This window comes from Streptomyces sp. CNH189, assembly GCF_000527195.1.
Map to the genome: position 1 here is coordinate 15,172 of NZ_AZUS01000009.1, position 21,893 is coordinate 37,064.

The 21,893-nt window shown below is 72.0% G+C and carries 23 protein-coding genes; 8 read left to right on the plus strand and 15 right to left on the minus strand.

Translation table 11 applies throughout. The features are described 5' to 3' along the window. Positions 1-384 precede the first annotated feature (384 nt). The gene (locus tag B100_RS0114140) at positions 385-1,035 is read right to left on the minus strand and encodes an HAD family hydrolase (RefSeq protein WP_024885099.1); all 651 of its coding nucleotides are present in this window, start codon (positions 1,033-1,035) and stop codon (positions 385-387) included. 92 nt (positions 1,036-1,127) lie between these two features. Here B100_RS0114140 and B100_RS0114145 point away from each other — a divergent pair, with 92 nt between their 5' ends. Beyond that, positions 1,128-1,487: a hypothetical protein gene (locus B100_RS0114145; protein WP_024885100.1), complete on the plus strand. Its 360-nt coding sequence runs from the start codon at positions 1,128-1,130 to the stop codon at positions 1,485-1,487. Between the two features lies 1 nt (position 1,488). After that, positions 1,489-1,917 carry a hypothetical protein gene (locus B100_RS0114150; RefSeq protein ID WP_024885101.1) on the plus strand — a complete coding sequence of 143 codons (429 nt, stop codon included), beginning with the start codon at positions 1,489-1,491 and terminating at the stop codon, positions 1,915-1,917. A gap of 48 nt (positions 1,918-1,965) precedes the next feature. Here the strand turns inward: B100_RS0114150 and B100_RS0114155 are convergent, their stop codons facing one another. The 3 genes from B100_RS0114155 to B100_RS0114165 all read right to left on the minus strand — a co-directional run bounded on the left by B100_RS0114155 (position 1,966) and on the right by B100_RS0114165 (position 4,344). Then, the gene (locus tag B100_RS0114155; protein ID WP_024885102.1) at positions 1,966-2,463 is read right to left on the minus strand and encodes a GNAT family N-acetyltransferase; all 498 of its coding nucleotides are present in this window, start codon (positions 2,461-2,463) and stop codon (positions 1,966-1,968) included. Between the two features lie 57 nt (positions 2,464-2,520). Then, entirely contained in the window at positions 2,521-3,033 is a 513-nt protein-coding gene (locus B100_RS0114160; protein WP_024885103.1) for a sigma-70 family RNA polymerase sigma factor, read from the minus strand. A 135-nt stretch (positions 3,034-3,168) separates the two neighbouring features. Then, positions 3,169-4,344 (minus strand): glycerophosphodiester phosphodiesterase, encoded by a 1,176-nt coding sequence (locus B100_RS0114165; RefSeq protein ID WP_024885104.1) that lies wholly within the window; start codon positions 4,342-4,344, stop codon positions 3,169-3,171. 446 nt (positions 4,345-4,790) lie between these two features. Here B100_RS0114165 and B100_RS0114170 point away from each other — a divergent pair, with 446 nt between their 5' ends. Next, a complete protein-coding gene (locus B100_RS0114170; protein ID WP_024885105.1) occupies positions 4,791-5,465 on the plus strand; it encodes a lysophospholipid acyltransferase family protein in 675 nt (224 codons plus the stop codon). Positions 5,466-5,587: 122 nt separating this feature from the next. Here B100_RS0114170 and B100_RS0114175 read toward each other — a convergent pair whose 3' ends face one another. The 5 genes from B100_RS0114175 to B100_RS0114195 all read right to left on the minus strand — a co-directional run bounded on the left by B100_RS0114175 (position 5,588) and on the right by B100_RS0114195 (position 11,709). Further along, a complete protein-coding gene (locus B100_RS0114175; protein WP_024885106.1) occupies positions 5,588-7,108 on the minus strand; it encodes an MFS transporter in 1,521 nt (506 codons plus the stop codon). Then, positions 7,105-7,674 (minus strand): TetR/AcrR family transcriptional regulator, encoded by a 570-nt coding sequence (locus B100_RS0114180; RefSeq protein ID WP_024885107.1) that lies wholly within the window; start codon positions 7,672-7,674, stop codon positions 7,105-7,107. Before B100_RS0114180 ends, B100_RS0114175 begins: the two co-directional genes overlap by 4 nt. A 100-nt stretch (positions 7,675-7,774) precedes the next feature. Continuing rightward, positions 7,775-8,752, minus strand: coding sequence for an aldo/keto reductase (locus tag B100_RS0114185; RefSeq protein ID WP_024885108.1), 978 nt, complete (start codon positions 8,750-8,752; stop codon positions 7,775-7,777). A gap of 228 nt (positions 8,753-8,980) precedes the next feature. Further along, complete coding sequence (gene argH, locus B100_RS0114190; RefSeq protein ID WP_024885109.1) at positions 8,981-10,411, minus strand: argininosuccinate lyase; 1,431 nt, start codon at positions 10,409-10,411, stop codon at positions 8,981-8,983. Between the two features lie 104 nt (positions 10,412-10,515). Then, on the minus strand, positions 10,516-11,709 hold the full coding sequence (locus B100_RS0114195; RefSeq protein WP_024885110.1) for an argininosuccinate synthase: 1,194 nt from the start codon (positions 11,707-11,709) through the stop codon (positions 10,516-10,518). Positions 11,710-12,082: 373 nt separating this feature from the next. Here B100_RS0114195 and B100_RS0114200 point away from each other — a divergent pair, with 373 nt between their 5' ends. The 5 genes from B100_RS0114200 to B100_RS0114220 all read left to right on the plus strand — a co-directional run bounded on the left by B100_RS0114200 (position 12,083) and on the right by B100_RS0114220 (position 16,451). After that, positions 12,083-12,670, plus strand: coding sequence for a pyridoxamine 5'-phosphate oxidase family protein (locus tag B100_RS0114200; protein WP_024885111.1), 588 nt, complete (start codon positions 12,083-12,085; stop codon positions 12,668-12,670). A 3-nt stretch (positions 12,671-12,673) separates the two neighbouring features. Next, positions 12,674-13,378 carry a L,D-transpeptidase family protein gene (locus tag B100_RS0114205; RefSeq protein WP_024885112.1) on the plus strand — a complete coding sequence of 235 codons (705 nt, stop codon included), beginning with the start codon at positions 12,674-12,676 and terminating at the stop codon, positions 13,376-13,378. Positions 13,379-13,466: 88 nt separating this feature from the next. Then, a complete protein-coding gene (locus B100_RS0114210) occupies positions 13,467-14,849 on the plus strand; it encodes a ferredoxin reductase family protein (protein WP_024885113.1) in 1,383 nt (460 codons plus the stop codon). A 53-nt stretch (positions 14,850-14,902) separates the two neighbouring features. Further along, positions 14,903-15,655, plus strand: coding sequence for an FMN-binding protein (locus tag B100_RS0114215; protein ID WP_024885114.1), 753 nt, complete (start codon positions 14,903-14,905; stop codon positions 15,653-15,655). A 58-nt stretch (positions 15,656-15,713) separates the two neighbouring features. After that, positions 15,714-16,451, plus strand: a complete 738-nt coding sequence (locus tag B100_RS0114220; protein WP_037722839.1) for an FAD:protein FMN transferase — start codon at positions 15,714-15,716, stop codon at positions 16,449-16,451. Positions 16,452-16,533: 82 nt separating this feature from the next. Here B100_RS0114220 and B100_RS0114225 read toward each other — a convergent pair whose 3' ends face one another. The 6 genes from B100_RS0114225 to B100_RS0114250 form a co-directional block, all read right to left on the minus strand. Beyond that, positions 16,534-17,091, minus strand: a complete 558-nt coding sequence (locus B100_RS0114225) for an arginine repressor (RefSeq protein ID WP_024885116.1) — start codon at positions 17,089-17,091, stop codon at positions 16,534-16,536. A gap of 7 nt (positions 17,092-17,098) precedes the next feature. Beyond that, a complete protein-coding gene (locus B100_RS0114230) occupies positions 17,099-18,304 on the minus strand; it encodes an acetylornithine transaminase (protein ID WP_024885117.1) in 1,206 nt (401 codons plus the stop codon). Further along, complete coding sequence (gene argB / locus B100_RS0114235) at positions 18,301-19,203, minus strand: acetylglutamate kinase (protein ID WP_024885118.1); 903 nt, start codon at positions 19,201-19,203, stop codon at positions 18,301-18,303. The genes B100_RS0114230 and argB overlap by 4 nt, the downstream gene beginning before the upstream one ends. Then, positions 19,200-20,351 carry a bifunctional glutamate N-acetyltransferase/amino-acid acetyltransferase ArgJ gene (gene argJ, locus B100_RS0114240; RefSeq protein WP_024885119.1) on the minus strand — a complete coding sequence of 384 codons (1,152 nt, stop codon included), beginning with the start codon at positions 20,349-20,351 and terminating at the stop codon, positions 19,200-19,202. The genes argB and argJ overlap by 4 nt, the downstream gene beginning before the upstream one ends. Positions 20,352-20,439: 88 nt before the next feature. After that, complete coding sequence (argC, locus tag B100_RS0114245; protein ID WP_024885120.1) at positions 20,440-21,468, minus strand: N-acetyl-gamma-glutamyl-phosphate reductase; 1,029 nt, start codon at positions 21,466-21,468, stop codon at positions 20,440-20,442. Positions 21,469-21,579: 111 nt separating this feature from the next. Then, positions 21,580-21,891, minus strand: coding sequence for a hypothetical protein (locus B100_RS0114250; protein WP_024885121.1), 312 nt, complete (start codon positions 21,889-21,891; stop codon positions 21,580-21,582). Positions 21,892-21,893 lie beyond the last annotated feature (2 nt).

A 21,893-nucleotide genomic window follows, 5' to 3' on the forward strand; every position in this document is an offset into this window, starting at 1 on the left:
TTCCGTCACTGTCGAGTGCGTGGCGCGTCGTGGGCGCCGGGCACGAGGCATACGGGGGGAAGGCATGGGGCGGCACGGAACTCGCGGTGCGGCGCGGAAGGCCGTGGAGGAACGTGCGCGGGGCGTGGCTCGGTCGCGCATGCGGGGCATGCGGGCGGACGCGAGCGGTCTCGCTTCGGGGCGCGAGGCTCAGGCGGTGCGGGGGCCCTCTAGAAGGCGCGCATTCGGAGCGGACACATACAACGAGCACCGGGCGTCATGGTCGCCTCGGTCGCAGGGATGCGGTCGCTCGTCGTGGTCATGCGGTCAGTAAAGCAGACGTTCACCTCGGAGCGGACACGGCTGTCCGCATACTGGACAGCCGTGGACACCCGTGCGCGCACGTCAGGGGCGTACGGAGATCTCGACTCCGGCGTGCGTGACCAGTGCGGACAGGGCGGAGAGGTCGTCGACGACCAGGTCGGCGGTCAGCTCCTCGGCCCGGTGGGTTGTGGCCAAGGCCACGGTCGTCATGCCGGCGGCGCGGCCGGCCTGCAGCCCGGCGGGGGCGTCCTCGAAGACCACGCAGTGGGCGGGGTCGACGCCGAGGGTGCGGGCGGCGAGCAGGTAGGGCTCGGGGTCGGGCTTGCCGCGGGTGATGTCGTCGGCGGCGATCAGAATCTTGGGCAGGATGCCGACGGCCCCGAGCCGGGCCCCGGCGAGGCGCCGGGTGGCGGAGGTGACCACGGCCCAGCGCTCGGCGGGCAGGGCGGCGAGGAACTCCTTCGTCCCGGGCAGCAGACGGACCCCTCCGTTCGGCACGTCCCCCACCTCCAGGTCCTCGATCCGCGCGACGGCCTCCGGCACCACGCGGGCGGGCAGCAGGTCGGCGGCTATCTCGGCGGCCGGCCTGCCGTGCAGCTCGACCCGCGCGAAGTCCTCGGCCGTGAGCCCGTACTCCACGGCCCACCGCGTCCAGCAGCGGTTCACGGAGTCCAGGGAGGAGACGAGGGTCCCGTCGTTGTCGAAGAGCAGGGCGCGCGCGTGAATGGTCATGCCATCGACCCTACGGGCCTCGGGGCGCGGACCGGGAACGGTGCGCGGGGCCGACGTGGGCGCGGCTTTCCCCGCGTAATAGGCTCGCTGCCATGCTGGATGCCCTGACCGTGGTGACCGCTGTCGCCGCGCTGCTGCTCGCCGCCTGGTGCGGCTGGGCCGCCTACCGTGACCAGCCGACGAAGGACTGGCACTTCATCGGCATGGCGGTGGTCACGCTGCTGACGCTGGTGCAGCTGGTGATCGGGATCGTGCAGCTGGCCCGGGGCGAGAAGCCGGAGCAGGGGACGACCATCTTCGTGGCGTACCTGCTGGGCTCGTTCGCCTGTGTACCGGCGGCGGGCTTCCTGTCGCTGGGCGAGCGCACCCGCTGGGGTTCGGTGACCGTCGCCGCGAGCGGCGTGGTGCTGGCCGTGCTCGAGGTGCGGCTCTTCGACATCTGGGGAGGCTGAGGTGACCGCGACGCAGGAACGGACGAACCGGACACGGCTGACCGGCGGGCCCGGGGTGCTGCTGGTCTGGCTGTACGGGGTGATGGTGGTCGGCGCGGTGTCGCGCTCGGTCTACCAGATCGCCACCGAGTTCGACCGGGCGCCGCTCGCCTACTCGCTGTCGGCGCTGGCCGGCGTCGTCTACGGCTTCATCACCTACACGCTGGTACGCGGCGGGGAGAAGGCCCGCAAGGCGGCGCTGGTCTGCTGCGCCGCCGAGCTGGTGGGCGTACTGACCGTAGGCACGTGGACGCTGGTGGAGCCGTCCGCCTTCTCCGACGCGACCGTGTGGTCGGACTACGGGATGGGCTACCTCTTCATCCCCGTGCTGCTGCCGCTGACCGCCGTGTACTGGCTGCGCCGGGCACGGCCGCAGGAGCCGGCGGCCTGACGGGCGGCCCCCCCTCGGGCGGCCGCCCCCTGTGTCACGTCGTCACGGTCAGGCGGTCGTCGCGTACGTCTCCGCCTTCTTCTCCAACACGATCATCGGTACGCCGTCCGCGCCCCGCGATGTGCCCACCCGCTGGTAGCCGACCTTGCTGTAGAGGCTGAGGTTGCTCTCGCTGCGGTGACCGGCGTGCAGCCGGAACGTGCGGGCGCCGCGCTCGCCCGCGAGGGCGGACTCGGCGGCCTTGAGCAGCCGGGCGCCGATTCCGTGCCCCTGGAGGCGGGGGTGGACGCAGAGCTTGCCGATCGCGGCGGCGCCGTCCTCGGTGATCCTGCCGTGCACCGAGCCGACGATCTCGTCGCCGAGGCGGGCGACGAACACACAGTCGTCGGCGACCTCCTCGCGCACCGAGTCGAGACTCTGGATCAGGGGATCGATGCGGTAGTTGCCGTAGAGGGCGGCTTCGCTCTGGAAGCACAGGTACTGCAACCTGAAGATCTGCTCCGCGTCCTGCTCGGCCGCCGCAGAGATGGTCACGCTCATGCCCATGTGCGCACGCCTCCCGCTCACCTGATCACCTGTTGTCCCTCACTCCTATCCCCGCCCTCAGCGCGCCGCAACCTCCGCCGCGAGTAAACGCCGCAGACATCCCAGGCATCTGGAGCGTTCCGGGCCGAGACTGCCCTGTGAGATACCCAACTCCCCTGCGATTTCCCGGTATGTCGGATCGCGCGGGGACAGCAACGCGGCGAGCAGGCGGGGGCAGCGGCCGGGCAGCCGGCGCACGGCGTCACGCAGGACGCGGCGGTGGGCGGCGACGAGGGCGAGCCGTTCCGGGTCCGGGCGGTCCGCGTCGGCCGGTTCGCAGGTCAGCGCCGTCTCGCGGCGGGCGGTACGGCGGACCCGGCGGGCCTCGGCGCGGACGGCACGGCGCAGCCACAGCGGCGGATCGGGCGGCGGGCCGGCACGGCGCAGCCGCTCCAGCAGCCGCAGCCAGACCGCCTGTTCCAGGTCGCCCGGTTCGGCACCGGAGCCGAACGCCTCGGCGGCGGCCTCCGCGGCGAGGAGGGGGCGGAGCAGGGCGATCAGGTCGTGGGCGGACAGATCATGGGCGGACAGACCGTCGGCGATCAGGTCGTGGGCGGACGGGTCGCATGCGGAAAGCGGGTCGGTTCTCACATGCGCAACGACCCGCGCGCCCCGGGCGGGGTTGCCCGGGGCGCGCGTACCTCACCCCTTCCGGGGCGGGGCGGGTCAGCGGTTGACGAAGTCCTCGCGGGCCAGCAGGCCGGTGTCGGGGTTGTCGGTGAAGACGCCGTCGATGCCGGTGGCGAAGTACGCCCGGTAGGCGCCGAAGACGTCGCCGTAGGCGTCGGGGTCGCTGCCCTTGCGGAACTCCGCGGGCAGGAACGGGTTCTCGTTGCGCATGGTGTAGGGGTGCAGGATCAGGCCCGCCCGGTGCGCGTCACGGACCAGGGTGGTGGGCTCGGTCAGCCGGCCGGAGGCGTCGCGCGGGATGATCAGGTCGAGCGTGGGGCCGATGCCCTGCGCGTAGGAGGCGATCTCCTTCAGGCCCTTGGGCGTGATCAGGTCGTCGACGGTGCGCGGGTCGCCGGTCTCGGTGAAGTCCCAGGGGCGGGTGCCCGCCGCGTCGAGCAGGACGACGAGCGGGTTGCCGACCAGTTCGTTCATCCGCTCGACGGCGGTCGGCTCGAACGACTGCAGGATGACGGGTGAGTTCTTGCGGTCCTTGCCGTGCCGGCGCAGGACCTTCGCCACCCGCTCCTCCAGGCCGAGGCCGAGCCCCCGGAAGTAGGTGGGGTGCTTGAGCTCGGGATAGATCCACACCTGCTTGCCGCGCCTGCGGGTCTGCTCATCCTGCCAGCGCAGCACCTCCTCGAAGGTGGGGATCTCCCAGCGGCCGTTGTAGAGGGTGTTGTGCGGGCGGTTGGCGGGGATGCGCTCCACGGCCCGCAGCCGCTTGAGCTCGGCGAGCGTGAAGTCCTCGGTGAACCAGCCGGTGACCTGGACGCCGTCCAGCGTCTTGGTGGTGCGGCGGCCGGCGAACTCGGGGTGCTCGGCGACGTCGGTGGTGCCGCCGATCTCCGGTTCGTGGCGGCAGACGAGGTGGCCGTCCTTGGTGGGGACGAGGTCGCCGGCCTCGACGATGTCCGCGCCCATGTCGAGGGCGAGCTGGTACGAGCCGAACGTGTGCTCGGGACGGTAGCCGCTGGCGCCCCGGTGGCCGATGACGGTCGGCACGGGCAGGCTCTCCAGGCCCCGGCCGCCCCCGTGTCCCTGCCGGCCGCCGGCGGCCCGCGCAGTGCCGCCGAGTCCGAGGACGGTTCCGCCCGCGCCGAGGACCGCCGCGCCGAGCAGGGCCCGCCGTCCGGTCCCGCTCGCCTGTTCGTTCGACTGCCGTGCTGCCATGAACGCCTCCTGTGTCGGCTCGTCCGGTGCGGGCCGATCGTAGGGGGGTGCGAATGACGCACGGGAGACCTGGAGCCGAACACGCGGGTGGTGTCGCATGGCGTCCGCGTGGGCGTCCGTCCCTCATACGGATGACGTACACATGTCGTATTGCGATGGCGATGTGACGGCACGTCCGGTTCGTACCGGCGCACTCGGGTACCCGCACGGAGCGCGGGCCGGGGCGAGCGCCGCCGTCGTGCGAGCGAGCTCCGTCACAGCGTGACGGCCGTGTTGCCCACCGCCCACGGGTACGGGCGCGCAGGTGAACCCGGGTCAAGAGTCCGTAAGACCTCGGTTAACTGCCACGAGCCCGATGTGCGTGACTCCCCGGACCGCGAGTAATGTCCTCACCTGCACAGACTCATACGGCATTCGTCGACGTCCGCTTCCCACCGGAGGGCCCGTTGTCCCGCTTCGCGCTCATCAAGGCAGTGCTCGGTCCGATCATGCGCCTGATGTTCCGCCCACGGGTGGAGGGCGCGGAGCACATCCCGGGCGACGGTCCGGTGATCCTGGCCGGCAACCACCTCACCTTCATCGACTCGATGATCCTGCCGCTCGTCTGCGACCGGCAGGTCTTCTTCATCGGCAAGGACGAGTACGTCACCGGCAAGGGCTTCAAGGGGCGGCTGATGGCGTGGTTCTTCACGGGCGTCGGCATGATCCCGGTGGACCGCGACGGCGGGCGGGGCGGTGTGGCCGCCCTGATGACCGGGCGCCGGGTCCTGGAGGAGGGGAACGTCTTCGGGATCTACCCGGAGGGCACCCGCTCCCCCGACGGACGGCTGTACCGGGGGCGGACCGGCATCGCCCGGCTCACGCTGATGACCGGGGCGCCGGTGGTGCCGTTCGCCATGATCGGCACGGACAAGCTGCAGCCGGGCGGGGCGGGGGTGCCCCGGCCGGGGCGGGTCACCGTGCGGTTCGGTGAGGCGATGGAGTTCTCGCGCTACGAGGGCATGGACCGGGACCGGTACGTGCTGCGGGCGGTCACCGACTCGGTGATGACGGAGGTCATGCGGCTGTCGGGGCAGGAGTACGTGGACATGTACGCGAGCAAGGCGAAAGAGGCGGCCTAGTCGGCCGGCGTTTCTTTTCCGGTGGGCGCCGGTGGAGTTTCCTCCACCGGCGCCCACCGCCGTTTTGGGTCCCCGCAGGCGGGTGGGGGCTTGTCGCGCAGTTCCCCGCGCCCTTGGGGGGCTCAGGTGTTGTCCAGGTGTTGGTTGCGGAGCATGTGCCAGGCTGCTGCTGAGGCGGCCAGGAGGACTGTCGCTCCAACTCCTGCTGCCAGGGTGAGGCCGTACACAAAGGCCTCGCGGGCTGCGTCGAGCATGGGGGCCGCGGTGGCGGCCGGCATGTGGGTCGCCGCTTCCACCGCGCCGCCCAGGGACTCGTGGGCGGCCGCCGGGGTGCCCGCCGGGCCGGGGAAGCCCCGGTAGGCGCCGGTGACGATGGAGCCCAGGACGGCGATGCCGAGGGCCGCGCCGAGTTCGTACGCCGTCTCCGAGACGGCGGAGGCCGCGCCCGCCTGTTCCTTGGGCACGCTGGAGAGGATCACGTCCGCCGTCACGGTGAACGAGAAACCCGCGCCCGCGCCGACCACCAGCAGGGCCGCCCCGAGCAGGGGGTAGCCGGTGGACTGGCCGATGACGGTGAGGGCGGCCAGGGCGAGACCGATGGCGGCCAGTCCCCCGGCCACGACGGAGCGCACCGAGAAGCGGCGCGCGGCACGGCCGGCGATCAGGCCGGCCACCACCGCGCCGATCGCCGCGGGCAGTTCGGCGAGGCCCGCCTCGAACGGGCGCCGCCCCTGGACCAGTTGCAGGTACTGGGAGAGGAAGAAGACCAGGCCGGACAGGCCGAGGACGGCCAGCAGGTCGGCCAGCACCGCGCCGCTGAACCCCGGGTGCCGGAACAGCCGCACGTCCAGCAGCGGCACCGGAAGGGTGAGCTGGCGGCGGACGAACAGGTACAGGGCCGCCGCGCCCAGCAGGCCCGCGGCCAGCGCGGACGGTGCGGGGCCGTGGCTCGCCGTCTCCTTCACCGCGTAGACGACGCCGATCATCCCAGCCAGGGACAGGACCACGCTGGTCAGGTCCCACGGGCCCGGCTGCGGCGTGCGGGACTCGGGCAGGAGCTTGATGCCGACGACCACCAGGACGGCCATCACCGGCAGGTTGATCAGGAAGACCGAGCCCCACCAGAAGTGTTCGAGCAGCAGCCCGCCGAGGATCGGGCCGACCGCGGTGCCCGCGGAGGCGGTCGCGCCCCAGATGCCGATGGCGAAGCTGCGCTCGCGCGGGTCGTGGAAGAGGTTGCGGATCAGGGCGAGGGTGGCCGGCATCAGCGTGGCCCCGGCGACGCCGAGCAGGGCGCGCGCCATGATCATCACCTCGGGCGTGTGCGCGTACGCGTTGAGCACGGAGATCGCGCCGAAGGCGGCGGCGCCGAACAGCAGGATGCGCTTGCGGCCGATACGGTCGCCGAGGCTGCCCATGGAGACGAGCAGACCGGCGATCACGAAGGAGTAGACGTCGCCGATCCACAGCAGCTGGGTGCCGGTGGGTGCGAGGTCCTCGCTGATGTACGGGGTGGCGAGGCCGAGGACGGTCGCGTCGACGGCCACCAGCAGGACGGCGAGCACCAGGACGGAGAGGGCGAGCCAGCGCCCGGGCCGCGGCGTCTCCTCGGTCGTGGTGTGCGGCCGTATGGCGCTGGTCATGACTGCTTCCTTCGTGCCGGTTCTTCCGGGCGTCGTACGCCGCCCAGCAGCAGCTCGACGATCATGTGGGTGAAGTCGTTGGGGGCGACCCGGCCCTCGGCGACCGCCCAGGCGGCGGAGGCGAGCAGGCCGTAGAGGGCCTCGGTGAGCCAGGCCGGGGTGAGGTCGATGCGGAACTCACCGCTCGACTGGCCGCGCCGGAACAGGTCCGCGACGCCCTCGTCGATCCTGGCCCAGCCCTCGTTCTGCTCCTCGCCCTCGAACAGCTGGTTCTCGGAGTAGAGGAAGGCGAGCAGGCCCGCGTGCGGTTCGATCTCGGCGACCAGGCGCCGCACGGCGTCGGTGGCGGGGCCCTCGTCGGTGCGGGCGGCGGCGAGGGCGGCCTCGCACTCGGCGATCCCGAGCGCTTCGAGGGCACGGACCAGTGCGTCCCGCCCGGCGAACTGGCGGTGCAGGGTGGCGCGGCTGATGCCGGCGGCCCTGGCGACCTCGTCCATCGTCGCGGTGGACTTGCGGGTCAGCAGCGCTGCGGCGCTGCGCAGCACGTGGTCGCGGTCGACAGCCATGAGACGACGGTACCTCACGTGAGACGGTGGTGTCTCACGCGGGGTACTCATGTCTCATCGCCTGGCGTCGTCCTGTGGGTGTCGGCGGCGGACGGTGAGGTCAGTGCCAGGGCAGGCCGCCACGGTGCTGCCAGTACGCGTCGGGGTTCTCTGCCAGCGGGGCCAGGCGGGCGAGCTGGTCGTCGGTGAGGTCGACGGCGGCCGCGTGCAGGTTGGAGACGAGCTGGACGGTGGTGGCCGCGCCCGACAGGACCATGCCCGCCCACGGCTCACGCAGCGCGACGGCGAGGGCCACGGCGTCGCAGCCCAGGCCGGTCTCCTCGGCGACGGCGCGCAACGGCTCGGGGGCCTGCGGGCCGGCCAGGCGGCCGTTTGCCATGCCCTCCTTGACGATCACCGTGAGCCCCGCGTCGTGGGCCTCGGCCAGCGCGGGGCCGGCGGAGGTCTCCAGGACGTTGTAGGTCGACTGCACCGTGCGGAAGAGGGGCTCGCCGTCGACCGTGACGGCGAGGGCGGCGCGGATGGCGTCCGCCTGGCGGGGGCCGCTGGTGGAGAAGCCGACGGTGAGACCCTGGGCCGCGGCCTCGGCGAGCCGGGCGTGCAGTTCCTTGTCGGCGAGGGCGGGGCTGTCCGGGGTCAGCGAGTGGATCTGGTAGAGGTCCAGCCGGTCGCCGAGGATCGCGTCGGTCTCGGCGCGCTGGCGTTCGTACGCGGCGAGGGAGTGGTCCTTGACCTCGTGCCGTTCGGCGTCGGTGGTCCAGTCGGCGGTGTAGGTGTAGCCCCACTTGCTGCCGACGACCACGTCGGTGGCGTCCGGGTGGTTCTTCAGCCAGTCGGCGAGGAATTCCTCGCTGCGGCCGTAGGAGCGGGCCGCGTCGAAGTAGCGCACGCCCTGGGCGTAGGCGGCGTCGAGGAGTTCGTGGGTGCGGGCGCGGAGGTTCTCGACCGTTCGGTCGTCGCCTTCGCCCAGGTCGGCGGCTCGGTCGAGGGTGATGTAGGCGGGGCGGCCCACTGCGGCGAGGCCCAGGCCCAGGTGGGCGGTGGGGGTGGTGGCGGTGGCCAGGCGGGCGAAGGGCATGGCGACTCCGTCGGTTGGCTGCGGTGTGGCTGTGCCAACGTAACCCGCGTCGTGGCTGCGGCTTCGCCTATGAGGTCGGGACTTGCCGGGGCGGGGCAGGTGCGGCGACGTGGGGGTTGTTCGCGCAGTTCCCCGCGCCCCTGAGGGGGCGGGACTCCGGGGCGCGGTGCGTGCGGCGCCGTGCGGGCCTGGCGCGCAAGTCCCCGCGCTCCTGAGGGGCGTCCTGGCCTACTGCTTCTTGGCTGTCGACCACTTGTGCTGGAGGGCTACGTTCTCCTTCAGTTCCGCGAGCTGGATCGCCACCGCGCTCGGGGCTGTGCCGCCTCGGCCGTTACGGGAGGCCAGGGCGCCGGGGACGTCGAGGACCGAGCGGACCTCCGGGGTGAGGTGCGCGGAGATCTTCGCGAACTGCTCGTCGGTCAGCTCGTCCAGCTCCTTGCCCTCCGCCTCGGCGACCTTCACGCACTCGCCGGCCACCTCGTGGGCGACCCGGAACGGCACGCCCTGCCGGACCAGCCACTCGGCGATGTCGGTGGCGAGGGAGAAGCCGGCCGGGGCCAGTTCCTCCATGCGCTCGCGGTGCACGGTGAGCGTGGCCATCATCCCGGTGAACGCGGGCAGCAGGATCTCCAGCTGGTCGATGGAGTCGAAGACCGGCTCCTTGTCCTCCTGGAGGTCGCGGTTGTAGGCGAGCGGCAGGGCCTTGAGGGTGGCCATCAGGCCGGTGAGGTTGCCGATCAGGCGGCCGGACTTGCCGCGTGCCAGCTCGGCGATGTCCGGGTTCTTCTTCTGCGGCATGATCGACGAGCCGGTGGAGAAGGCGTCGTGCAGCGTCACGAAGGAGAACTCCTTCGTGTTCCAGATGATGACCTCCTCGGCGATCCGGGAGAGGTTCACACCGATCATCGCGGTGATGAAGGCGAACTCCGCGACGAAGTCCCGGGAGGCCGTGCCGTCGATGGAGTTGGCGGCGCTGCCGTGCTCGAAGCCGAGGTCCTTGGCGACCGCCTCGGGGTCCAGGCCCAGCGAGGAGCCCGCGAGGGCGCCGGAGCCGTAGGGGGAGACGGCGGTGCGCTCGTCCCACTGGCGCAGCCGCTCCGCGTCCCGGGAGAGGGACTGGACGTGGGCGAGGACGTGGTGGGCGAAGAGCACCGGCTGGGCGTGCTGGAGGTGGGTGCGGCCGGGCATCGCCACGTCCGGGTGGGCCTCGGCCAGCCCGACCAGCGCGTCCTGGAGCTCGGCGATCAGGCCGCCGATGACGCGGGCGTGGTCGCGCAGGTACATCCGGAAGAGGGTGGCGACCTGGTCGTTGCGGGACCGTCCGGCGCGGAGCTTGCCGCCGAGGTCCGGGCCGAGGCGCTCCAGCAGGCCGCGCTCCAGCGCGGTGTGGACGTCCTCGTCGGCGATGGTGCCGGTGAACGCGCCGGAGGCCACGTCGGCCTCCAGCCGGTCGAGCCCCTCGATCATGCGGGTCAGCTCGTCCTCGGTGAGCAGGCCCGCCGTGTGCAGCACGCGCGCGTGGGCGCGGGAACCGGCGATGTCGTAGGGGGCGAGCCGCCAGTCGAAGTGGACGGACGCGGACAGCTTCGCCAGGGCCTCGGCGGGACCGTCGGCGAAACGGCCGCCCCAGAGCCGGACGTCACCGCTGTTGCTGCTCACTTGCGTGCTCCTCCAGGGTTCCGGATGTGCCGCCGCCTCCCCACGGACGTGTGGAGAGGCGGCTGTCAGGCTAGTGCGTGTGAGGGGTCGTCAGGCGTTGCGGCTCAGCCGAGGTCGCGCTTGGCCGCGATCTTCGACGACAGGCTGTAGATGTCGATGAAGCCCTTGGCCGCGGCCTGGTCGAAGGTGTCGCCGGTGTCGTAGGTGGCCAGGTTGAAGTCGTACAGGGACGACTCCGAGCGCCGGCCGGTGACGACGGCGCGGCCGCCGTGCAGGGTCATCCGGATGTCGCCGTTGACGTGCTGGTTGGCCTCGGCGATGAAGCCGTCGAGAGCACGCTTCAGCGGGGAGAACCACTGGCCGTCGTAGACCAGCTCGCCCCAGCGCTGCTCGACCTGCCGCTTGTAGCGGGCCAGCTCGCGCTCGACCGTGACGTTCTCCAGCTCCTGGTGGGCGGTGATCAGGGCGATCGCGCCGGGGGCCTCGTAGACCTCGCGGGACTTGATGCCGACGAGGCGGTCCTCGACCATGTCGATCCGGCCGATGCCCTGGGCGCCGGCGCGCTCGTTGAGCTGCTGGATCGCCTGGAGGACGGTGACGGGCTTGCCGTCGATGGCGACCGGGACGCCCTCCTTGAAGGTGATGACGACCTCGTCGGGCTCCCGGGCCACGGCCGGGTTCTGGGTGTACTCGTAGACGTCCTCGATGGGCGCGTTCCAGATGTCCTCGAGGAAGCCGGTCTCGACGGCACGGCCGAAGACGTTCTGGTCGATGGAGTACGGGGACTTCTTGGTGGTGGCGATCGGCAGGCCCTTGGCCTCGCAGAAGGCGATGGCCTTGTCACGGGTCATCGCGTAGTCGCGGACCGGGGCGATGCACTTCAGGTCGGGGGCGAGGGCGACGATGCCGGCCTCGAAGCGGACCTGATCGTTCCCCTTGCCGGTGCAGCCGTGGGCGACGGTGGTGGCGCCGTGCTTCTGCGCGGCGGCGACCAGGTGCTTGACGATCGTCGGCCGGGACAGCGCGGAGACCAGCGGGTAGCGGTCCATGTAGAGGGCGTTGGCCTTGATCGCCGGGAGGCAGTACTCCTCGGCGAACTCGTCCTTCGCGTCCGCGACCTCGGCCTCGACGGCACCGCAGGCGAGCGCGCGCTTGCGGATGACGTCCAGGTCCTCGCCGCCCTGGCCGACGTCGACCGCAACGGCGATGACCTCGGCGCCCGTCTCCTCGGCGATCCAGCCGATGGCGACGGAGGTGTCCAGACCGCCTGAGTAGGCGAGTACGACGCGCTCGGTCACGGGTTTCTCCTCACAGTGCATTCGCTGACATGCATGAGTATGCAGGAGTCCGCATGATTCGTCAATTCAATCCTCGGGCGGCGCCTCGCCCGGCCCTCTCGGGGTCACTCCGTACGGGCGTTGAACGCGGGAAACCGCTTGCGCGTATTGCCCACCGGGGGCAGGCGCCGCTTCGACCCACCCGGAGACACCCCTCAGGGACGAGCCCGCCACCCCTGGCCGCCTGCACACTCACCAAGTGAGGTGACAGGCGCTGTGGCCGCCCCGTGTACGCGCCGGCCGGGGCGGCCACGGTCCTTTCCGCCACCGAGGCCGGGACAGCACCTCGAAAATCCTTAGACAGGCGAATGATCCGGCCCGATAATCGGTTGACATGGGGAAAACGTACGAACGCATCGACGGACGCCTGCGCACCTTCATCGAGGACCAGCCCGTCTTCTTCACCGCCACCGCTCCGCTGTCCGCCGACGGCACGGTCAACCTCTCGCCCAAAGGACTCAAAGGATCGTTCGCGGTCCTCGACGAGCTCACCGTCGCCTACCTCGACTTCGCCGGCTCCAACGCCGAGACCGTCGCCCATCTGCGGGAGAACGGCCGGATCACCCTGATGTGGTGCGCCTTCCAGGGGCCGCCGAACATCGTGCGCGTGCACGGGCGCGGGGAGCCCGTGTTCCGGGACGACCCGCGGTTCGCGGAGCTGCTCGCGCACTTCCCGGACATCGACCCGTGGACCCACGGGCTGCGCGCGATCGTGGTCGTGAGGGCCGAGCTGATCCGCGACACCTGCGGCTACGCCGTGCCCTTCATGGCGTACGAGAGTGAACGCGATCTGCACGAGAAGCGGTTCGCCCGGGAGGACGACGCCTCCCTGGACGCCTACTTCACCAAGAAGGAGCACATCGCGACGAGCATGGACGGACTTCCCGGGCTGCCGTTGCCGCTGCCCCCCTCTAGCGTCTGAGCCATGCGCCCAGGTGCCGTCTCCGCCGCCGTCCTCGTGTCCCTGTCTCTCCTCTCGCTCGGCACCGCCCAGCGTCCCGGGTCGCCGCTGCCGGAGCGGATGGCGGACACCGGGGGCGGCACCCAGCTCATCACCGCGGTGGCGGCGCGGACCGGCTCCACCACCGGCACGGTCACCTGGTGGAGCCGCAAGGGCGGACGCTGGACGGCGGCCGGTTCCGCACCGGCCCGCTTCGGCTCGGGCGGACTCGTCGAGGGGACGCGGCGTAAGCAGGGCACCAACACCACCCCCACCGGCCTGTACGGCATGCCGTACGCCTTCGGGACCGCGGCGCCCCCGTCCGGGACCCGGTACACCTATCGCCCCGTGCGGCAGAACTCCTGGTGGTGCCAGGACAACGACTCGCGCTCCTACAACCGCTGGACCGAGCCCCGGGCGGCCGACTGCCGGGCCGGCCAGGCGGAACACCTGATCACCTACCGCGCCCAGTACGCCCACGCCCTGGTCGTCGACTTCAACTACCGCAAGCCCGTGCGCGGCCGGGGCGCCGGCATCTTCCTGCACGTCAACGGGCGTGGCGCCACGGCCGGTTGTGTCTCCGTGTCCAAGAGCGCGATGCGGCGGATCCTGCGCTGGGCCGACCCCGCGCGGGCCCCGCACCTGGCGATCGGCACGACCGGCGGACGCACGGCCGTCACCCGCTACTGAGGCGCGCGACAGAAGCACGAATTCCTCTGAACACTCCAGCGTGACGGCACGTATGAGTGGGCCAAGGGCCGAGTCCCACGGAGGAACCGTGACCACCACGCTCGCCGGCGGCCGTGCCGCCCGCCGCCAGACGATGCGCCGCATCCGTCCGCGCCGCTCCCCCGCCGTGCCGCTGCTGCTCGCCGTGGGCGCGGGCGCGGTGGCCGTGCTGTGGCTCTGGTGGACGAGCACACCGTCCATCGCGGACACCACCGGGAAGATCATCGCCGCGGGCCGGATCACCGGTCTGCTCGCCGGATATCTGATGGCCCTGGTCGTGCTGCAGATGGCCCGGGTGCCCGCGCTGGAGCGGCGGGTGGGCTCGGACCGGGTCGCCCGCTGGCACGCGATGAGCGGCCGCTACACCGTCAGCCTGGTCGTCGCGCACGTCTTCCTGATCATGTGGGGCTACGCCCGGCAGGCCGGCAGGACCCTCGCCGACATCGTGTCGCAGACGGTCACCTCCGTCACCACGCTGCCGGACATGGGCAAGGCCGCCCTCGGCACCGGGCTGCTGTTCGTGATCGCCTTCCTGTCGGTCGGCCCGGTCCGGCGCCGGCTGCCGTACGACGGCTGGTACCACGTGCACCTGCTGACGTACGCGGCGGTGTTCCTGACGTTCTGGCACCAGATCACCACCGGCAACGAGTTCGCGGTCACCCCGTCCGCGAAAACCTTCTGGTACGGCCTCTACGGCGCCGTCACCGCGCTGGTCCTCTGGTACCGGATCATCACCCCGGTCCGGCTGAACCTGCGGCACCAGATGCGCGTCCAGGCGGTCATCGAGGAGACGCCGGGCGTCGTGTCGGTGCTGATCGGCGGGCGCCGGCTGCACCGGATGGGCGCCGAGGCCGGGCAGTTCTTCCGCTGGCGCTTCCTGGCGCGCGGGATGCGGTTCAGCTCGCACCCGTACTCCCTGTCCGCGGCACCCCGCCCGGACATGCTGCGGATCACCGTCAAGGCGATCGGCGACCACAGCTCCCGGCTGCGTGAGCTGGAGCCCGGCACCCGGGTGTGGGCCGAGGGCCCGTACGGGGCGCTGACCGCGCAGCGCCGCAGCCGCGGCAAGGTGCTGCTGGTCGCGGGCGGGGTGGGTATCACCCCGATGCGCGCCCTGTTCGAGACGCTGCCCGGCGCGTCCGGTGACATCACCCTGCTGTACCGGGCCAACAGCACGCAGGACCTGGCGCTGTGGGGCGAGCTGGCGAAGATCGCCGACGAGCGCGGCGCCCGGCTGATGTACGCGGTGAACAGCCCCGACGGGGAGCGCCCGGACATCTCCGCGGAGAGCCTGCGGCGCAAGATGCCGGACATCGACCGCCATGACGTCTTCATGTGCGGGCCGCCCGGGTTCGCCCAGCAGGTGTACGCGGCGCTGCGCGACGCCGGGGTCCCCGCGCGCCGGATCCACCACGAGTCGTTCGAGATGTGAGCGGCGGGCCGTCGGCCCCGGTCGCCCGTTACCCTCCAGGAGCTTGAGAAGCGATGAGGAAGAGTCACCCCCTCCGGCGTGCCGTGCTGGCGACCGCCGTCACCGTCTCCGGGATCGTGCTGCTGCTGTCGCTGAAACCCGGGGCCGACCCGGGGTCGGCCGCGGCGGCGGGCGGCGCCCCTCCCGCGGCGGAGTCCGTGCAGGGCGGCGCCCGGCCCATCGGGGACGGCACGGTCACCGGCGACGCGGCGCAGACCCAGTACGGGGCGGTGCAGGTCCGGCTGACCGTCAGCGGCGGGAAGATCACCAAGGCGGAGGCGGTCCAGGCACCCAAGGGCGGCCAGAGCGACCAGGTCACCTCCAGCTCCGTACCGAGACTCAACCAGGCGGCCGTGGCCGCGCAGAGTGCCGAGATCGACGCCGTCTCCGGCGCCACCTACACCAGCGACGGCTACAAGCAGTCCCTCCAGTCGGCCCTGGACAAGGCACGCGCCGCCGCGCCCGCCGACCCGGGGGGCGGTGCCGCGGCCGAGGCGCGGACGGTCACCGGCGAGGTGGCGCAGACCCAGTACGGACCCGTGCAGGTACGCGTCACCGTCGACGGCGGGAAGATCACCAAGGCGGAGGCCGTCCAGGCACCCAAGGGCGGCCAGAGCGACCAGGTCACCTCCGACGCCGTACCGAAGCTCAACCAGGCGGCGGTGCGGGCCGGCTCCGCCGACATCGACGCCGTGTCGGGCGCCACGTACACCAGTGCCGGCTACAAGGAGTCCCTCCAGTCGGCGCTGGACCAGGCCGGTGGCTGACACGGTGGCCGCCGAACCCGTTGAGGCACCCGCCTCGGTGCGTCGCGTGGAGGAGACGATGGGGACCATCTTCTCCCTCGACGTCCGTGGCGGGGAACCGGGCGCGGTGCGCGCGGCGATGGAGGAGGCCGTCGCCGGACTGCGCCGGGTGGACGAGGTCTTCAGCACCTACCGCGAGGACAGCCAGATCTCCCGGCTGGCGCGCGGTGAGCTGGACGTCGGGGCGTGCGATCCCGAGGTCGCCGAGGTGCTGGAGCTGGCCGCGGAGGCGGAACGGGTCAGCGAGGGCTGGTTCAGCACGCGGTACCGGGGGGAGCTCGACCCGACCGGGATCGTCAAGGGCTGGGCCACCGAGCGCGCGGCCCGGCGGCTGCTGGCGGCCGGGGTGTCGGGGGTGAACGTCAACGGGGGCGGGGACGTCCAACTGCTCGGGTCACCGGGGACGGGGCGCCCCTGGCGGGTCGGCGTGTCGGACCCGTTGCGCCCCGGGGGTCTGGCGGCGGTGGTCTCCGCGGCCGGCGCGCGGGAGCTGGCGGTGGCCACGTCGGGGACCGCGGAGCGCGGCGACCACATCGCCGACCCGCGTACGGGCCTTTCCGCGGTGACCGACCTGGTGGCGGTGACGGTGGTCGCCCCCCGGCTGACGTGGGCGGACTGCTGGGCCACGGCGGCCTTCGCGATGGGCTCACGGGAGGGCCTGCGCTGGCTGGAGTCCCTCCCCGACACGGAGGCCCTCCTGATCACGGCAGGCGACGAGGTCCGCTGCACCGGCAACCTGGCAAGGTGGCTGGGCTGACGAAGACACCCCAAGGGGCGCGGGGAACTGCGCGACGAGCCCCCACCCACCCGCACCCGACGACGACCCCCGATCGCCCCCCTCAGTGCCCGTTCTGGGCCAACCGCAGCAGGTGATCGGCCAGGGCCTGCCCACCCGTGGGCTCCCTGCTGATCAGCAACAACGTGTCGTCCCCGGCGATGGTCCCGAGGATGTCCTGCAACTCCGCCTGATCGATCGCGGACGCCAGGAACTGGGCGGCCCCGGGCGGCGTCCGAAGGACGACCAGATTCGCGGACGCCTCCGCGGAGATCAGCAGCTCCGCCGACAGCCTCCGCATCCGCTCCTCCTTGGCGGACTCCCCCAACGGCGCCCGCGGCGTGCGGAAGCCCCCCTCGCTGGGCACCGCGTAGATCAGGTCCCCGTCGTTGTTGCGGATCTTCACCGCGTTCAGCTCGTCGAGGTCGCGGGAGAGCGTCGCCTGGGTGACGCTCAGCCCGTCGTCGGCGAGCAGCTTCGCGAGCTGGCTCTGCGACCGCACCGGCTGCCGGTTGAGGATGTCCACGATCCGCCGGTGCCGCGCGGTACGGGTCTGCGGCACGGCGGGCCCGGCCTGCCCGGCCCCTCCCGGCGTACGCCCCTGATCCTGCTCCTGGCTCATCGTCGTCTCATTCTCCGGATCGTCCTTCCCCGCCCGCCTGGCCGGCGGCGTCCAGGATGCCGGGCAGCGCCCCGAGGAACGCGTCCACCGCGTCGTCGCCGAGGTTCAGCGGAGGCATCAGCCGTACGACATCGGGGGCGGGCGCGTTCACGAGGAACCCGGCGTCCTGAGCCGCCTGTTGCGCCTGGGGCGCGAGCGGCTCGGTGAGCACGATACCCAGGAGGAGGCCCGCTCCCCGGACGTGGTCGATCAACGCGTGGCCGGAGCCCTCGATCCCGTCGCGGAGTTTCGCGCCCTGCCGCTTGACGTTCTCCAGCAGACCCTCGTCGGCGATGGTGTCGAGCACGGCGAGTCCGGCGGCGCAGGCCACCGGGTTGCCGCCGAAGGTGGTGCCGTGGTGGCCGGGTCCGAGCAGGTGGGCCGCGCGGCCGAAGGCGACGGTGGCACCGAGCGGCAGACCGCCGCCGAGCTGCTTGGCGAGGGTCACGACGTCCGGGAGCACGCCCTCGTGGGCCTGGTACTCGAACCAGTTCCCGGTGCGGCCGACACCGGTCTGCACCTCGTCCAGGACCAGCAGCGCGCCCTTGGCGGCCGTGATGGCGCGGGCCGCCTTGAGGTAGCCGGGGGGCGGGACGACGACGCCGAGCTCGCCCTGGATGGGTTCGAGGACGACGAGGGCCGTGTCCTCGGTGACGGCCGCGTCCAGGGCCTGGGCGTCGCCGAACGGCACGTGGGTGACGTCGCCGGGCAGCGGCAGGAACGGCTCCCGCTTGCCGGCCTGCCCGGTGAGGGCGAGGGCGCCCATGGTGCGGCCGTGGAAGGCGCCCTCCGTCGCGACGACGTGGGTCCGCCCGGTGAGCCGGCCGATCTTGAAGGCGGCCTCGTTGGCCTCGGCGCCGGAGTTGCAGAAGAAGACCCTGCCGTCCCGGCCGAAGTGCTGGAGCAGCCGCTCGGCCAGCGCCACGGTCGGCTCGGCGAGGAAGAGGTTGGAGATGTGGCCGAGGGAGGAGATCTGCCGGGTCACGGCGTCGACGACCGCCGGGTGGGCGTGGCCGAGGGCGTTGGTCGCGATGCCCCCGACGAAGTCGAGGTACTCCTTGCCGTCGGCGTCCCAGAGCCGCTGGCCCTCCCCGCGCACCAGGGGGAGGCGGGGCGTGCCGTAGTTGTTCATCAGCGCGCCCTGCCACCGGGCGGTGAGTTCCGCGTTGCTCACGACTCCCCCTGTTCGTCGGGCACGACCATGGTGCCGATGCCCTCGTCCGTGAAGATCTCCAGCAGGATCGAGTGCTGGACCCGGCCGTCGATGACGCGGGCGGTGTTCACGCCGTTGCGTACGGCGTGGAGACAGCCCTCCATCTTGGGCACCATGCCGGAGGACAGGTCCGGCAGGAGCTTCTCCAGCTGCGACGCGGTGAGACGGCTGATCACCTCGTCGCTGTTCGGCCAGTCCTCGTAGAGGCCCTCGACGTCCGTGAGGACCATGAGGGTCTCGGCGCCCAGAGCAGCAGCGAGTGCCGCAGCCGCCGTATCAGCATTGACGTTGTAGACATGGTGGTCGTCCTGGGAGCGGGCGATCGACGAGACGACCGGGATGCGGCCGTCGGCGAGCAGGGCCTCGATGGCTCCCGTGTCGATCTCGGTGATCTCGCCGACCCGCCCGATGTCGACCAGCTCTCCGTCGATCTCGGGCTGGTGCTTGACGGCGGTGAGGGTGTGCGCGTCCTCGCCGGTGAGGCCGACGGCGAGCGGGCCGTGCCGGTTGAGCAGCCCGACCAGCTCCCGCTGGACCTGCCCGGCGAGCACCATCCGTACGACGTCCATGGCGTCCTCGGTGGTGACGCGCAGGCCGGCCTTGAACTCGCTGACGATGCCGTGGGTCTCGAGCGCGCGGCTGATCTGCGGGCCGCCGCCGTGCACGACGACGGGCTTCAGGCCGGCGTGCCGCAGGAAGACGACGTCCTGGGCGAAGGCGGCCTTCAGGTCCTCGTCGACCATGGCGTTGCCGCCGAACTTGATGACGACGGTCCTGCCGTGGTGCCGGGTCAGCCAGGGCAGGGCCTCGACGAGGATCTGCGCCTTGGGCAGCGCGGTGTGCTTACGGGTGACGGTCATGAGGAATAGGCGCTGTTCTCGTGGACGTAGTCGGCGGTGAGGTCGTTGGTCCAGATGGTGGCGGTGGCGTCACCGGCGGCCAGGTCGGCGACGACGTGCACCTCGCGGTAGCGCATGTCGACCTTGTCGCGGTCCTCGCCCACTCCGCCGTTCATGCAGACCCAGACGCCGTTGATGGCGACGTTGAGCCGGTCGGGCTCGAAGGCGGCCCGGGTGGTGCCGATGGCGGACAGGACGCGGCCCCAGTTGGGGTCCTCGCCGTGGATGGCGCACTTGAGGAGGTTGTTGCGGGCGATGGAGCGGCCCACCTCGACGGCGTCGTCCTCGGTGGCCGCGTTCACGACCTCGACCTTGATGTCCTTGCTGGCGCCCTCGGCGTCGCGGATGAGCTGCTGGCCGAGGTCGTCGCAGACGGTCCGCACGGCCTCGGCGAAGTCCTCGTACCCCGGGGTGACGCCGGAGGCGCCGGAGGCGAGGAGCAGCACGGTGTCGTTGGTGGACATGCAGCCGTCGGAGTCGACGCGGTCGAAGGTGACCTTGGTGGCCGCGCGCAGCGCCTTGTCCAGGGTCTCGCTGTCGACGTCGGCGTCGGTGGTGAGGACGACGAGCATGGTGGCGAGGCCGGGGGCGAGCATGCCCGCGCCCTTGGCCATGCCGCCGACGGTCCAGCTGTCCTTACCGGCCACGGACGTCTTGTGGACGGTGTCCGTGGTCTTGATGGCGATGGCGGCCTTCTCGCCGCCGTGCTCGGAGAGCTGTCCGGCGGCGGTCTCGACGCCGGGGAGCAGCTTGTCCATGGGGAGCAGGACGCCGATGAGGCCCGTCGAGCAGACGGCGACCTCGCCGGCGCCGACGCCCAGCACCTCGGCGGCCTTCTCCGCGGTGGCGTGGGTGTCCTGGAAGCCCTTGGGGCCGGTGCAGGCGTTGGCGCCGCCGGAGTTGAGGACGACGGCGGCGAGCTGCCCGCTCTTGAGGACCTGCTCGGACCAGAGCACGGGCGCGGCCTTCACGCGGTTGGAGGTGAAGACACCGGCGGCGGCGCGGCGGGGGCCGTTGTTGACCACGAGGGCCAGGTCGGGGTTGCCGTTCTCCTTGATCCCGGCGGCGATGCCCGCCGCCGTGAATCCCTTTGCTGCCGTCACACTCACTGTGTCTCCTCGTTCGCTTCCCCGCCCGTGCAGCGCAGAGGTGCGGGCATCGTGATCGTCTGCGGCCCGGCGGCTGCACGTGCGTCGCTCACGGCGCGACTCCGATCGTCGAAAGGCCCGTGGTCTCGTCGAGACCCAGGGCGATGTTCATGCTCTGGACGGCACCGCCCGCGGTGCCCTTGGTCAGGTTGTCGATGGCGCTGATCGCGACGATCCGGCCCGCGGCGGCGTCGTACGCGACCTGCACCTGGACGGCGTTGGAGCCGTACACGGAGGCGGTGGCGGGCCACTGCCCCTCGGGGAGGAGGTGGACGAAGGGCTCGTCGGCGAGGGCCTTCCCGTAGGCGGCGCGCACGGACTCGGCGGTGACGCCGGGCCTCGCCTTCGCGGAGCAGGTGGCGAGGATGCCGCGGGGCATCGGCGCCAGGGTGGGCGTGAAGGACACGGTGACGCGCTCGCCGGCCGCCGCGCTGAGGTTCTGGATCATCTCGGGGGTGTGCCGGTGGCCGCCGCCCACGCCGTACGGCGACATGGAGCCCATGACCTCGCTGCCCAGCAGGTGCGGCTTGGGCGACTTGCCCGCGCCGGAGGTGCCGGACGCGGCGACGACCACGGCCTCGGCCTCGGCGAGCCCGGCGGCGTAGGCCGGGAACAGGGCGAGGGAGACGGCGGTGGGGTAGCAACCGGGCACCGCGACACGCTTGGACCCCTCCAGCGCGGCGCGGCCACCCGGCAGTTCGGGCAGGCCGTAGGGCCAGGTGCCGGCGTGCGGGGAGCCGTAGAAGGCCTCCCAGTCGCCGGCGTCCTTCAGGCGGAAGTCGGCGCCCATGTCGATCACGAGCACCTCGTCGCCGAGCTGCTCGGCGACGGCGGCGGACTGGCCGTGCGGCAGCGCGAGGAAGACGACGTCGTGCCCGGCGAGCGCCTCGGGGGTGGTCGGCTCCAGCACCCGGTCCGCGAGCGGCAGCAGGTGCGGCTGGAGCGCGCCCAGGCGCTGGCCGGCGTTGGAGTTGCCGGTCAGGGCGCCGATCTCGACCTCGGGATGGGTCAGGAGCAGACGCAGCAGCTCGCCGCCCGCATACCCGCTCGCTCCGGCCACCGCCGCACGTACCGCCATGGAAAACCCTCCTCCTGGATGGCATGACTATACGTTTCGCTGCACGTTTATGCAATGGGGTCATGCGGGGGATCCCCCGGACACCCCCGCACCGGGGCCGCGGTCAGGCGGTCAGGCGGTCAGGACCAGGAGGGCGACGATCACCACGAGGGGTGCGACCAGGAGGGCGGCCAGGTGACCGAGCAGGGCGCGGAACATGCCGAGCACCGCGTACAGCGCCGCTCCGCCCAGCAGCCAGCAGCCGAAGATCCGCAGCGCCAGCTCCTGCGCGGCGTTCTCCTCCTCACGTGTGGTGGGGTTGCCGATGCCGCCGATGGCCAGCCACAGCAGCACCACGCCCACCAGGGCGCTCACCGCGCCGGCGAAGGGTGCTACCGCCCTGTCGGACCGCCGCACCCGCTTCCAGACCGCCATGTCACTCATGA